This window comes from Falsiphaeobacter marinintestinus, assembly GCF_007923355.1.
GTDB classification, from domain to species: Bacteria; Pseudomonadota; Alphaproteobacteria; order Rhodobacterales; family Rhodobacteraceae; genus Phaeobacter_A; species Phaeobacter_A marinintestinus.
In genome coordinates, this window is sequence record NZ_VOGO01000013.1 from 1 (window position 1) to 13456 (window position 13456).

Sequence of the window (13456 nt, forward strand, 5' to 3'; positions counted from 1 at the left end):
GGGAAGTGTGTTCACATGGGTCAATTCTCAGTGACAATTCAGGGCGATACCGGGTCAGTTCTCAGTGACATTCAACACGTCCCTACAAATTCGTCAGAAGTCCAGATTTTCGACGCTCAGGGCGTTTTTCTGGATGAACTCCCGGCGGGGTTCGACGATGTCGCCCATCAACTTGGTGAACAGATCATCTGCCTCGACCATGTCATCGACGCGCACCTGCAACAGGGTTCGTGCGTCCGGATCCAGCGTCGTTTCCCAAAGCTGGCCAGGGTTCATTTCACCAAGACCCTTGTAGCGTTGCAGAGACAGGCCCTTGGCCCCTTCCTCCAGGATCGCCTCAAGCAATCCGACCGGGCCATAGATGATCTGGCTGCGGTCGCGGCGGACCAGTGAGCAGGCGTTGGAATAGATCTCTTGCAGGTTCTGGGTGAAGCTGCCGGTTTTGCGGGCTTCGCCCGAACGCAGCATCGGACCATCCAAGGTCCGCACCTCTTCCACGCCGCGCAGGATACGGGTCAGGCGGATGCCTTTGTCCTGGGTGATGCGACCCTGCCAGCCCCGCTCGTATTCCTGTGCGATCAGGTCAAGACGAGCAGCAACTTTGTCAGCGACGCCTTGCAGGTCGGCATCCACCGCGCCGGGAACAAACGCTCCGGCAATGGCGGCTTGCTCCAGAATGTGGCGCGGGTAATGCGTCGGAAAGGCGTCCAGAACGCGCTTTAGCTGCCGGGCTTCATCGACAACACGCTTCAGGTCCTGTCCGACGATTTCTTCGCCCGAGTTCATCCTAAGCGCGGCGCCGTCGATGCCCTGGTTGACCAGATAATCATCCATCTCGGCCTGATCTTTCAGATAGACCTCGGACTTGCCCCGGCTGACTTTGTAAAGCGGCGGCTGCGCGATATAGAGATACCCGCCTTCGATCAGCTCGGGCATCTGGCGATAGAAGAATGTCAGCAGCAGGGTACGGATATGCGCACCGTCCACATCGGCATCAGTCATGATGACGATCTTGTGGTACCGAAGCTTGGTGATGTCGAATTCATCGCGCCCGATGCCGGTGCCTAGCGCCATCACCATGTTGCCGATTTCCTGAGAGCCAAGCATCCGGTCAAAGCGGGCCCGTTCCACGTTCAGGATTTTACCCTTAAGCGGCAGAATTGCCTGGGTTTTCCGGTCACGCCCGGTTTGCGCCGACCCACCGGCGCTATCGCCCTCGACCAGAAAAATTTCGGTGTTGGCCGGGTCTTTGTCCGAACAATCCTTCAGCTTGCTGCTTAGAAAGTTCATGTCCATAGGGTTCTTGCGCCGCGTCAGTTCACGGGCCTTGCGCGCGGCTTCGCGAGCCATGGCGGCTTCGATGATCTTGCCGACGACGATCTTGGCGGCGTTCGGGTTTTCTTCGAACCATTCGGCCAGCTTTTCGTTCACAAGGCTTTCGACCACAGGCCGCACCTCGGATGACACCAGTTTGTCCTTGGTCTGGGACGAGAACTTGGGATCCGGCACCTTGACCGACAGAACGCAGGTCAGGCCCTCGCGGGCGTCATCGCCGGTAAAGCTGATTTTCTCACGCTTGGCGATCCCGCTGGACTGGGCATAGTTATTGATGGTCCGCGTCAGCGCGCCACGAAAGCCCGCGATATGGGTGCCGCCATCGCGCTGCGGGATGTTGTTGGTGAACGGCAAAACCGTCTCGTGATAGCTGTCATTCCACCACATCGCGACTTCGACGGTGATGTCGTCCTTTTCGCCGATGATATAGATCGGTTCAGGCATGGCGGGAGATTTCGACCGGTCGAGGTATTTCACAAACTCTTTCACGCCACCTTCGTAAAACAGCTCGGTTTCAAGCCGTTCGGCGGGGCGTTCATCGATCAGGATGATCCGCACGCCCGAGTTTAGAAAGGCCAGTTCGCGGAGGCGTTTTTCCAGGGTTTCAAAGGAGTATTCCAAGTTCGAAAACGTATCGGTCGACGCCATAAACCGCACTTCGGTCCCAGTCTGATCACCGCACTCACCGACCACCTTTAGGTGTTCAACTGTCTCGCCACCTTCGAACCGGGCAACATGTTCCTTGCCGTTCCGCCAGACCCGCAATTCAAGCCAGTCGGACAGCGCGTTCACAACCGACACGCCCACTCCGTGCAATCCGCCGGACACTTTGTACGAATTGCTGTCAAACTTCCCGCCTGCGTGCAGTTGGGTCATGATAACCTCGGCCGCAGACACGCCTTCTTCGGGGTGGATATCAACCGGAATTCCGCGCCCGTTGTCATGCACGGAAACGCTGGAATCTGCGTGGATCTTGACGGTCACATGATCGGCATGACCGGCCAGTGCTTCGTCGATACCATTATCAACAACCTCGTACACCATATGGTGCAGACCCGACCCGTCGTCCGTGTCCCCGATATACATGCCGGGACGTTTGCGAACGGCTTCTAAGCCTTTGAGAACTTTAATTGAATCGGCACCGTATTCTTCGGTAGTCTTTTTGTCTTCGGACATCCGATATAATCCTTCATCTCTTTGTCATTTTATACGTTTTCTTGGGGGGGATGTCACGCCGATCCCCCAGATTTTGTGTTACGTAAATGGGATGACAAGCCCCACGAGGATCAGCAGCGCGCCAGCCACCTGATTGGTCCGTTTCAGCGCCGCGGGAGAGCTCAGGATCGTCCGCAACTGGGCAATCATCCCGGCCAGCGCAAGGTTGCCAATAAGCGGCACGATCAGCGACACGGAAACGATGGCAGCAATGTCCCAGCGGGTCAGCCGGGTCAGGTCAAAGAACCCCGGCAACAGCCCCATATAAAACAGGATCGCTTTGGGGTTACTCAGAATCACCACAACGCCTGCGACAAACCCGGCCCACATGCCTGGGCGTGTCAGGCGAGAGTCTGCTGAGATCTTGCGCCCTGCATTTCGAAGGGTCTGTACGCCCAAAGCGACGAACATGACCACGGCAACGCCTTTCAGCACTATCGCCAGTTGATCGAACGCTCCGACCGCCCAGCTTACCCCAAGGATCGCCAGCAAGGGCCAGATCATGTCGCCAACCACGACCCCCAGCGCCAAAGGCCATGCGGCGCGGAACCCGCCTGACAGCGACCGGGCCGCCAGTGCCATCCAGACCGGACCCGGTGTCAGAAACAGGATGAACACCGCACCGGCATACAGCGCGAGATCCCAAGGTGACAGTGTCACGCCACGACCTCGACCTGCGAAATGCCATCCTGTTCAGTGACCAGAACCCGCATTGCGCGATCATTCAGCTCGGCAAACAATTCCGGACCTGTGCCGGTCATCCAGGCATGAGCACCAAGCGCGCTGATTTCATCATACAACGCAGCACGCCGCCCCGCATCCAGATGCGCCGCCACCTCGTCCAAAAGAACAATCGGTGGCATTCCGATCTGCTCAGACAACGCGCGGGCGTTGGCCAGGATCAAGGAAATCAGCAACGCCTTTTGCTCACCTGTCGAGCAATCCTTGGCCGGGACACCCTTGGCCGCATAAACGCCATACAAATCCGAGCGATGCGGTCCGACCAACGCCCGCCCCGCCGCCAGGTCCCGAAATCGGCTTTCGGCCAGTGCGTCGCGCAAATCGGCCTCAGATCCGGGCATTTCACCTTCGCTTTGCACCAGATCCAGCTGGGCGACGGGAAAGGCGGTTTCGGCGCGCATCTGCGCATCCGACAAGTACTCCAGCGCCATGACCCGTCCCTGATGCAGTTTATACCCCGACTGCGCCATCTGCGCTTCCAGTGCGCCATACCAGCCCGCATCCCGCACCTGATCCTTCAGCAACCGGTTGCGCTCACGCATCGCCTTTTCATAGGCCAGCGCCGCTTCGGCATGAGAAGGATCAAAGCTCAGCGCCATCCGGTCCAAAAATCGCCGCCGCCCCTCGGCCCCTTCGATCCACAGACGGTCCATCGCGGGGATCAACCAGACAACTCGCGCGATCCGGCCCAAAGCGATCTGGCTCGCCGCCTTGTCGTCGATCTGAACTTGCCGTGCTGCGCCGCTGTCCGAGGTGATCGCCACCTCGTGCACCCGTCCCAGCGATGCAATCACTCCGGTCAGCTTCCAGCCCAAAGCTTCCGGCCGGCGCGCCATGTCGGCTGCACTGGCCCCGCGCAATCCACGCCCGGGGGAAAACAATGATACCGCTTCCAGGATATTGGTCTTGCCGGCCCCGTTCGGCCCATAGATCGCAACGGGGCGTCCGTCTAACTCAAGCGCGGCCCGCTTGTGCGACCGGAAATGCGACAGAGTGAGCGCGGTCAGTGCCAGGCTCATCCCCAATCCCTTCTTCTCTTGTCAAATACTCCTGCCGGAGGCATCGCGCGTCAGCGCGATCTCAGACGCGCATCGGCATAACCACATAGACGGCGCTTTGGTCATTGCCTTCGCGCATCAGCGTCGGATCTCCGGACGAGTTGAACATGAAAACGGCGTTCTCACGGTCGACCTGGCTGGCAATCTCCAGCAGGTATTTCGCGTTGAACCCGATTTCCAGATGCTCGTCGGCATAGGCCACAGCCAGTTCCTCTTCGGCGGCACCACTGTCGGGTGCATTAACCGACAGGACCAACCGGTCTTCGTCCAGCTGCAATTTCACCGCACGCGACCGCTCGGACGACACGGTGGCGACCCTGTCCACCGCTTGGGCGAATTCAGCCGCGTCCACTTCCAGACGCCGCGTGTTGCCCTGCGGGATCACCCGCGTGTAGTCGGGGAAGGTCCCGTCGATGACTTTTGAGGTTAGTGTGATGTCAGGTGTTGCAAAGCGCACTTTGGTTTCACTGACAGACACGGCAATTGCCATATCGTCATCATCCAAAAGCTTGCGCAGTTCGCCCACGGTCTTGCGCGGAACGATCACGCCCGGCATGTCGGCTGCACCTTCAGGCAGGTCGGCGTCGATCCGGGCCAGACGGTGACCATCGGTGGCCACACAGCGCAGCACCTTGCCGCCATCCGATTCCGAGACGTGCATGTAGACGCCATTCAGGTAATATCGTGTCTCTTCGGTCGAGATCGCGAATTTCGACTTGTCAAACAACCGCCGCAGCATTCCGGCGGGGGCTGAGAAGTTCGACTGGTATTCCGACGATGCCATGACAGGAAAGTCTTCCTTGGGCAGGGTCGCCAGAGAAAAATTCGATCGGCCCGCTTCAACCGTCAATCGGCCCGCCGCGCTATCCGCAATCAGGGTCACCAAAGCCCCATCGGGCAGTTTACGTACGATTTCGTGCAGCGTTGTCGCTGATACCGTGGTCGCCCCGGCACGCTCGACCTGAGCGAGGGCCTTGTCGACCACTTCGATATCAAGGTCCGTGGCGCGGAACTGAACGGTCTCACCCTCGGCTTCGATCAGCACATTGGCCAGGATCGGTATGGTGTTGCGCCGCTCAACGACGGACTGCGCTTGGGCCACGGCTTTCAGCAATGTGCCGCGTTCGATGCTGATCTTCATATCCCTACATCCTCCGAATGGCCCGGGAAGGGAAAACTACCGGTTTCCCCCTGCGGCACAAGGCTTTTATGGATTTCTGGTTGTTAAAGAGAAAGTCGTCAAGAGAACGACCGTGTTCACGGTGGCCTAATTGACACAATTGCCCGCTGCGCTGACGTCTTGGTCGGCCCGAAATGCTGATTTGGTCCTGTTGCGGGGTTCGGAGACGGCAAATCAGGCAGAACATGTATGTCGCCCATCGAAAGCGTGACGTCACACCAGCCGCTCCCGTCAAATCAGGGGCCTCTCCGATACTGACGTGCACCCGCCCAGCCGCAATCGCCGGACTTTCAAAACACCAAAGGGCGGTCCAAAACCGCCCTTTCGTCTTTTCTTCCAGTCTTATCCGGGTCCAGCCTTAGGCCTCCAACGCCCGGCGCAGGATTTCGACGTCTTCCGCGATTTGCCCGTCGGTGGTCTTAAGCTCTTCGATCCGGCGCACCCCATGCATGACCGTGGTATGGTCGCGGCCCCCAAAACGGCGACCAATCTCGGGCAGAGACCGCGATGTCAGCTGCTTGCAGAGATACATCGCCACCTGGCGCGGGCGCGCGTAAGACCGCAGTCGCTTGGGCCCGATGATGTCGCTGAGGCGGATATTGTAATAGTCGGACACTTTCCGCTGAATCTCTTCGACGGTGATCTTGCGCTCGGACGCGCGCAAGACGTCGGCCAGACAATCCTGTGTCAGATCCATGTCGATCGGGCGACCAACAAGCGACGCAAAGGCAAACAGCCGGGTCAACGCACCTTCAAGAACCCGCACATTGGTCGAAATGCGCTGCGCAAGGAATTCCAGAACGCCATCGCAAATTTCCAGACCGGGATAGGTGCTGCGGTATTGCTGAATCTTGCTTTGAAGGATGCCCAGACGAAGTTCGTAATCGGTGGGATGCAGATCGACGACCAAACCGCATTGCAGACGCGATTTTACCCGGTCTTCCAGATCCTTGATCTCGCCCGGGGCGCGATCGGCCGAGATGATAATCTGTTTGTTTTGGTCTACCAGTGCGTTGAACGTATGAAAGAATTCTTCCTGTGTACCGTCCTTGCCCGCAATGAACTGAACGTCATCGACCATCAAAACATCGACTGATCGGAACAGGTGTTTGAAATCCATCGTACGTCGTTCGCGCAGGGCTTGAACGAAGCGGTACATGAACTGTTCGGCAGACAGATACAGCACGTTCAGTTCCGGCTTTCGCGCCCCTAACTCCCAGGCGATGGCGTGCATCAGGTGGGTCTTACCAAGACCAACACCGCCATACAGGACCAGCGGATTGAACGTCACCGGACCACCTTCGCTGACACGGCGCGCGGCGGCATGGGCCAGTTCGTTCGGCTTGCCCACGACAAAGGAGTCAAATGTGAAACGGGAATCCAGCGGGGCGGTCTGCAACTGATCAGCGGTGTTCCGCGCGGTCGCGGTTTCGGCCCGAGCTGGTGCAGGTTTGGCTTCGGCGGTTTGCGCGGGTTTTGACGATTTCGACACCGGGCGCGTTGTCGAATTCGCGGCAACGCCAAAGGACAGGCTCTGCACTTTCTCGCCGGCTGTGCTCAGTTCGTGCAGAATCAAATCGGCATAGTTCTGGCTGACATAGTTGCCCATGAAAATCGTCGGCACGGTGAATTTGGCAACACCATCTTCCAACGCCGCAAACTCAAGCGGTTCTATCCAGGTCTTATAGTTGTTCTGCCCGACCGTATTGAGCAGTTTCTCTTTGAGAATTCCCCATTTCTCTTGTGTCATGCAGCGCCTCACGCATCCCATTTAGAAGGCCATTTTCTGGCCTGTTTCTGTCGTTGACCGGGTCGACCCGGTGGGATTCACGGCAAAGGGATACTGTGCGCCGACACCATGTGCCGGACAGCAAGCAGACCTGATATGATGGTAGTACCCGAACGAAATCCCACTGACCCGTGCAAAGGTTGCACAGCCCGTCCTGATCGAACACTACACACTCATATTTTGACAGGGTTGCGGAACTGCATTCGTTCTACAACGTGTTGAGTCTGCCGAATGATACCGGTTTTCTCAACTTAGCCCCAAATTCGTCCTGATGCCCGTCAGTCCGACTCGGTGCGCCTGTCCCCCCAGCGAGTGAATCGCATGGAAAGGGATAGCAACTTCGCTCGCGAACCGGCAACGAAACTATGCTGTTGACTCGGACTTTGATGACAAAGAATCTCTCGCACCTGCAAAAAGGTGACGGGTATGTGACACATGAAAAAAGGCGCTGCACAGTGCAACGCCTTCATAACATTCGACTTTTACGATCTGAGAAATCAGATCACGCCATCGCTTTGACGCGCGACGACAGGCGGGACATTTTCCGGGCGGCTGTGTTCTTGTGAAACACGCCTTTGGTCACGCCACGCATCAGCTCGGGCTGAGCTTCGCGCAGCGCGGCTGTTGCGACGTCTTTGTCACCTGAAGCAATGGCTTCTTCAACTTTACGGAGTTGGGTGCGGATGCGCGAACGGCGGGCTTTGTTTACGGCGTAGCGGGCTTCGTTCTGACGGGCGCGCTTCTTGGACTGCGGCGAATTTGCCATTTTGTACTGACCTCGGTTCGGGTTTCGTTCGTTTTGTACACGTGCTTCAAACCCGGATCCTGTCCGTTCACCAAAGTGATTCTAGCCAGAGCGGGCCGCACGCGCATGTATGACGGCGCTGATTAGACAAACCCGCCCCATTTGGCAAACAGAAAGTTCCACTGACAGGTGCTGCTGCCAAACGGGAGGTGACCGCTTAGTTGCCTGTTGCGATGGATGTGAACCGTTCCAGAGCGCCGCGCATTTTCGCAACAGCCGGATTATCAGCTGCCAGACCATACGACGGCGCGACAGTCGTGGGGTCGGTATAAGTTGCCCAGGTCTGTCCGTTTGCATCTTCGTGAAAGAGAATCCTCAACGGCAGCTCAAGCGCCATGGTCTGACCTTGTTGCAGCGCCGTGCTGCCGATTTTCGGGCTGCCGAAGATCACCACGGTTGTCGGCCGCAGGGTTTCACCCACGGATGCGGCGCCTTTGGCGAAATCGACGGTCGTGAAGACCTGCGCCCCGGCGGCTTCAACAGCCTGCGTCAACCGGTCGACGGATTGGCCAACGTCTGCGTTGCTGGCGACATTGATGCGTTCAGCCATGGCGGTGTTCGCGGCAAATGTGATGAGACATGCAGATACCAGTGTCTTGAAGTTTCCCATGATGACCTCCTGTGTCGGGTTTCATGGCTCGATAAATGCATCGGTCAGGGGCATAGTGCTTGAGGGGCCTTGGGCGTTTTTGGGAGGATTCTGGGAGGATGGCCGATTTGGCCACTGGACGCGGCGATATCTGGCGGTTTGGTCCGTTCTTGTTCAACCCGGCAGCTTTCGAGCTGACCCGGAACGATGAGAGCGTGAGCATCGAACCTCAGAGTCTGCGCCTTCTGGACTATCTGATCCGGCATCGTGACCGCGTTGTCAGCCGTGAGGATCTGGTTGATGCGATCTGGCAGGGACGCGCGATCAGCGACTGGGCAATCTCGGCCGCGATCAAGGCGCTGCGTGTGTCCTTGAGCGATCAGCAGAAGGACAGGCAATATGTCCGGACCGTTCACTCCCGTGGATATCGGTTTGTGGCTGACGTCAGAATCGAAGGCGCGCGCCCCCCGGTGGCTGACGAGAAAGACCCGCCCATCGTTCTGGTGCGCCTGTTTCGTGCGCCGTCGGGCACGACGGATACCGGGTATCTGGCTGACGGTCTGACCGACGATCTGATTACCAGCCTCTCACGTCAGACCGGGTTAAGGGTGTTGTCGTACAACGCCTCGCGCGCGATGGCGGCGGGTGGGCCGCCTGCGAACGTGGCAGTTGATCACATCGTTGATGGCAGCGTGCGGCAACTGGACGAAACGATCCGCATCAACGTCGCGATTCTTGAACCTACGGGGACGCAGCAGATCTGGGCCGAACGGTTCGATCTGACCCGGGCCAGCCTGCTTGCCGGACATGACCGCATCGGAGATCGATTGGTCGATGTGTTGTTGCCGGGGCATGAGTCCCGCAGATTGGAGCCGCGCGGGACAAGAAACAGTGCGGCGTATGACGCCTATCTGAAAGGGCGCTATGCCTATTTTCGATACGAGCCTGCTGCATTTGCCGAAGCGCTGACCCATTTCACCCAGGCCGCAGACCTGGATCCGGGGTTTGCGGATGCCTATGCGCAGCAAGCATATTGCCGGACCACCTTGTTTGTCTTTGGCTTGCCGGGGGCGGATAAAACTCTGGACCGTGCCGAGGCTTTGGCGCGCAAGGCGATTGATCTGGATGAACGTTCCGCATTGGGTCACGCGCGACTGGGGTGGGTGCTGGGGTACCTGGGGCAACCCGAGGCGGTCACAGCAGCGTTTGACACGGCCATTGCCTGTGATCCCCATGATCCCGAAGTCTTGCTGGCTTATGGGGAAACGATGAATCGTCTGGCCCGTCCGCGCCGCGCCGAACCCTTGTTGCAGGCGGCGTTTGCCAAGGACAGTTACCATCCGCCGAGTTGGGAGTTCCCGAAAGGCCACACAAAGGTTTTGCTGGAAGATTTTGACAGCGCAATTGCGCATTTCCTGTCCGTGCTGGACCGGGTGGACCGGTTTATCCCGGCCCGTGTGCAACTTGCCCGCGCCTATTGGGAGGCCGGACAACAAGACGACGCCATCAAAATGGTCGAAGAGATCAGATTGAGGGCCCCCAAGTATAGTCTGGCCCATGCCGAGCGGATGTTTCCTTACCCGGTCGCGCATGAACGCAACCGTCTGCTAGAGGCGCTGTCCGGGGCGGGCATGCCGATGGTCCGGCATGACCCGTGATATCGTCAGCCCGACACCGCTTGGGCCGTCGGGCTGGTTTGATTTATTGATGTCAGAAGATGAAGTCTGACACTGCGAGATCCTCCAGAGCGGTGTCTTGCAGGATGATCACGTTTTCGCCATCCCGACCCAGATCGTAGACGACATTGTCGCCGCGCTGAGTCGAAGCTGCCATGAACTCGGCATAGGTTGTTGCCTCGTCTGTGAGGTTGGAAAAGTCGATGTCATCCTGGCGAGAGGTGAAGTCGACAATCACGTCCCGTCCGAAATTATCAGTGAAGACAAAGTCGTCGAATCCGTCGCCACCTGTCAGCCTGTCGTTGTCCGCGCCGCCATTCAGCGTGTCGTTATGCGCGCCACCGTTCAGCCTGTCGACGCCGCTGCCACCGTTCAGGTCATCCTCGCCCCGGCTGCCGCGAAGTGTATCCGCCCCTGCATCGCCAAGCAGCGTATCGGCGCCTCGGCCGCCGTTCAGATCGTCATTGCCGGCCTTGCCGTCCAGAACGTCACTGCCCTGAAAGCTGCGGAACACGTCGTTGCCGTCATTGCCGAAAAACACCACGTCATCTTCCTTGATCATCTGTTCGATGACGCCGGTTCTGTCGTTGGGATCAATGGATCCCAGCATGCTATAGATCAGCTCGACGGCGGCATCGTCGGCGACGATTGGGTCGAATGAGATCGTATAGTCAAGCTGGGCCAGATCGATGTCGTACAACCCGTCAGAGTTCAGGATGGCCGTGGCACCTGCGCCCAGATCGACCGAGGTGACGGTTCCGGACAGTGTGTGGGTTGTGAGGCTGTACTGAATGTTGTCACGCAGAACATAGGCCAGCGAGTCCAGGTTCGCGGTTTCCCCGATATCGGTTTCGGCCGAGGCATAGTCGCCTTCGATCCCGGCAGAAAACACGCCGCGGCCAGAAGATGCGAAGCTTGCATCAAACGCGTTGATGTAGGCGAAAAAGTTGGTGGCAGCGCTGCTGCCGGTTTGGATGGTGATGGTCATGTCGTCTCCTGTGCGGTCATGATCCGGACCCCTGTGGGGCACGCGGGCGCGATGACCGGGTGGTTTCTTGCGAGCGGCGCAATCAGTTTGAAGGAGGCTGGGTCACGGGGGGCGGCGTTCGATATCCGCTCATCCGACAGGCTGCGGTGTGAACAGCGGTTGCCTAGCCGGGTCTGGTTATAAATTTTGAGTAAAATAGTCAAGAATAGGATTTGGCGTGCCGCATACGTGCGGTCGACGGATCGCGTGAGGGGCGCAAGACGCAAAAAAGGCAGACCGCGAGGCCTGCCTTTGTGACTTTGATAAATTGGTTCTGTTTACTTGTCGCGGAACTGGGGCTGGCGCTTTTCAAGGAAGGCGCCCATGCCTTCTTTCTGGTCCTCGGTCGCAAACAGCGAATGGAACACGCGGCGTTCGAACAACATGCCTTCGGCCAGCGTGACCTCATAGCTGCGGTTCACGGCCTCTTTCGCGGCCATCGTGCTGGGGGCCGATTTCTCGGCGATCTTCTGCGCCGCGCCCATCGCCTCATCCATCAGCTTTTTGGCCGGGACAACGCGGCTGACAAGCCCGCTGCGCTCGGCCTCTTCGGCGTCCATGAAACGACCTGTCAGGTTCATGTCCATCGCCTTGGACTTGCCGACAAAGCGCGTCAGGCGCTGGCTGCCGCCCATACCGGCGATGACGCCAAGGTTGATTTCGGGCTGGCCGAATTTGGCGGTGTCGGCGGCGATAATGAAATCGCACATCATCGCCAGTTCACAGCCGCCACCCAGCGCGTAACCGGATACGGCGGCGATGATCGGTTTGCGAATCGCTGTGATCCGGTCGTTGGCATCAGCGAACATGTTCTCAGCAAAGACTTCGACGAAGCTTTTTGAGGACATTTCCTTGATGTCGGCCCCGGCGGCAAACGCCTTTTCCGAGCCGGTGATGACGATGCAGCGCGCCTTGTCATTGGCGTCGGCCTCTTCCAGCGCCTGACACAGTTCACCCAGAAGTTGGGTGTTCAGCGCGTTCAGGGCATCGGGGCGGTTCAGCTTGATTAGGGCAACGTGGTCTTCCACTACGACGTTGATCGTCTCAAAGGCCATGTTTTGAGCTTTCGTTTGTTCCGTTCAAGAACGATTCCTTACCACGCGCACACAGCGGTTCAAGTTATCTTTGACACGAGGGGCAATAGAAGCTGGATCGCCCGGATTGCACGATGCGCCGGATCGGGGTCGCGCAGGCTGCCGTGCGGCAGGGGTCGCCTTCGCGCCCGTAGACGTCAAAGCTGTGTTGAAAATATCCAAGCTCTCCATCGGCTTGGCGGAAATCCTTGAGCGATGACCCGCCCGCTTCGATCGCGTCCTGCAGAACTTGGCGGATAATCGGCACCAGTGATGCAACCCGGTCACTGGCGATGCGTCCAGCTTTGCGTGTCGGTGAGATTCCGCCACGGAACAGGGCCTCGCAGACATAGATATTGCCCAATCCCGCGACGATTCTCTGATCAAGCAACGCAGATTTGACCGGCGTGTTTCGACCTTTGAACGCGTCAATCAGGTGGTCCGAGGTGAATGTGTTGCCCAGCGGTTCGGGCCCGATGTCGGCCAGCAGCTTGTGGGTTTCCCAGCCATCGGTGGGCAGCAGATCCATCGCGCCGAACCGGCGGGGGTCGTTAAAGGTGACACGCGCGCCGTTGGCCATATCGAACACCACATGGTCGTGTTTTTCGGGGCTAGGGTGATCGTGCACGAAACGGCCCAGCGGATCGCCCGAAACCGTCATTCGCCCTGACATGCCAAGGTGAATCAGCAACGTCTCGCCCGAGCTGAGATCGGCAAGGATGTATTTTGACCGCCGTCTGAGTTGCAGAACGGTTTGCCCGCTCAGACGTTCAGCCATCCGGTCGGGAAACGGCCAGCGCAGATCGGGGCGGTTCACATGCGCCTGCGCAATCACCGTGCCCTCCATCGACGGCGCCAACCCGCGACGTACCGTCTCGACCTCGGGAAGTTCGGGCATATGGTGCTCCTTCATGCAACGGGCCGCATTGTACCCGCCCGGGATCACCCTATAACAGGGACGAAACGCA

At 58.5% G+C, this 13456-nt stretch carries 11 protein-coding genes; 1 reads left to right on the forward strand and 10 read right to left on the reverse strand.

Going from position 1 to position 13456, the window contains the following annotated elements; translation table 11 throughout:
• Nucleotides 1–93: 93 nt before the first annotated feature.
• From gyrB to FOY56_RS20235, 7 genes are all read right to left on the reverse strand, one after another.
• On the reverse strand, nucleotides 94–2511 hold the full coding sequence (gene gyrB, locus FOY56_RS20205; protein ID WP_146347966.1) for a DNA topoisomerase (ATP-hydrolyzing) subunit B: 2418 nt from the start codon (nucleotides 2509–2511) through the stop codon (nucleotides 94–96).
• A gap of 78 nt (nucleotides 2512–2589) precedes the next feature.
• Nucleotides 2590–3210, reverse strand: a complete 621-nt coding sequence (locus tag FOY56_RS20210) for a LysE family translocator (protein WP_146347967.1) — start codon at nucleotides 3208–3210, stop codon at nucleotides 2590–2592.
• A complete protein-coding gene (gene recF / locus FOY56_RS20215; RefSeq protein ID WP_146347968.1) occupies nucleotides 3207–4310 on the reverse strand; it encodes a DNA replication/repair protein RecF in 1104 nt (367 codons plus the stop codon). The genes FOY56_RS20210 and recF overlap by 4 nt, the downstream gene beginning before the upstream one ends.
• A gap of 61 nt (nucleotides 4311–4371) precedes the next feature.
• Complete coding sequence (gene dnaN, locus FOY56_RS20220; RefSeq protein WP_146347969.1) at nucleotides 4372–5490, reverse strand: DNA polymerase III subunit beta; 1119 nt, start codon at nucleotides 5488–5490, stop codon at nucleotides 4372–4374.
• Between the two features lie 397 nt (nucleotides 5491–5887).
• Nucleotides 5888–7279 carry a chromosomal replication initiator protein DnaA gene (gene dnaA / locus FOY56_RS20225; RefSeq protein ID WP_146347970.1) on the reverse strand — a complete coding sequence of 464 codons (1392 nt, stop codon included), beginning with the start codon at nucleotides 7277–7279 and terminating at the stop codon, nucleotides 5888–5890.
• 541 nt (nucleotides 7280–7820) lie between these two features.
• Entirely contained in the window at nucleotides 7821–8084 is a 264-nt protein-coding gene (gene rpsT / locus FOY56_RS20230; RefSeq protein ID WP_146347971.1) for a 30S ribosomal protein S20, read from the reverse strand.
• 196 nt (nucleotides 8085–8280) lie between these two features.
• On the reverse strand, nucleotides 8281–8733 hold the full coding sequence (locus FOY56_RS20235; RefSeq protein ID WP_146347972.1) for a DUF302 domain-containing protein: 453 nt from the start codon (nucleotides 8731–8733) through the stop codon (nucleotides 8281–8283).
• A 98-nt stretch (nucleotides 8734–8831) separates the two neighbouring features.
• On the opposite strand from FOY56_RS20235, the gene FOY56_RS20240 reads away from it, so the two are divergent.
• On the forward strand, nucleotides 8832–10370 hold the full coding sequence (locus tag FOY56_RS20240; RefSeq protein ID WP_146347973.1) for a winged helix-turn-helix domain-containing tetratricopeptide repeat protein: 1539 nt from the start codon (nucleotides 8832–8834) through the stop codon (nucleotides 10368–10370).
• Nucleotides 10371–10422: 52 nt separating this feature from the next.
• Here the strand turns inward: FOY56_RS20240 and FOY56_RS20245 are convergent, their stop codons facing one another.
• The 3 genes from FOY56_RS20245 to mutM form a co-directional block, all read right to left on the reverse strand.
• Entirely contained in the window at nucleotides 10423–11376 is a 954-nt protein-coding gene (locus tag FOY56_RS20245) for a calcium-binding protein (protein ID WP_146347974.1), read from the reverse strand.
• Between the two features lie 317 nt (nucleotides 11377–11693).
• Nucleotides 11694–12470, reverse strand: a complete 777-nt coding sequence (acuK, locus tag FOY56_RS20250) for an acryloyl-CoA hydratase (protein ID WP_146347975.1) — start codon at nucleotides 12468–12470, stop codon at nucleotides 11694–11696.
• 64 nt (nucleotides 12471–12534) lie between these two features.
• Complete coding sequence (gene mutM / locus FOY56_RS20255; RefSeq protein ID WP_146347976.1) at nucleotides 12535–13386, reverse strand: bifunctional DNA-formamidopyrimidine glycosylase/DNA-(apurinic or apyrimidinic site) lyase; 852 nt, start codon at nucleotides 13384–13386, stop codon at nucleotides 12535–12537.
• Nucleotides 13387–13456 lie beyond the last annotated feature (70 nt).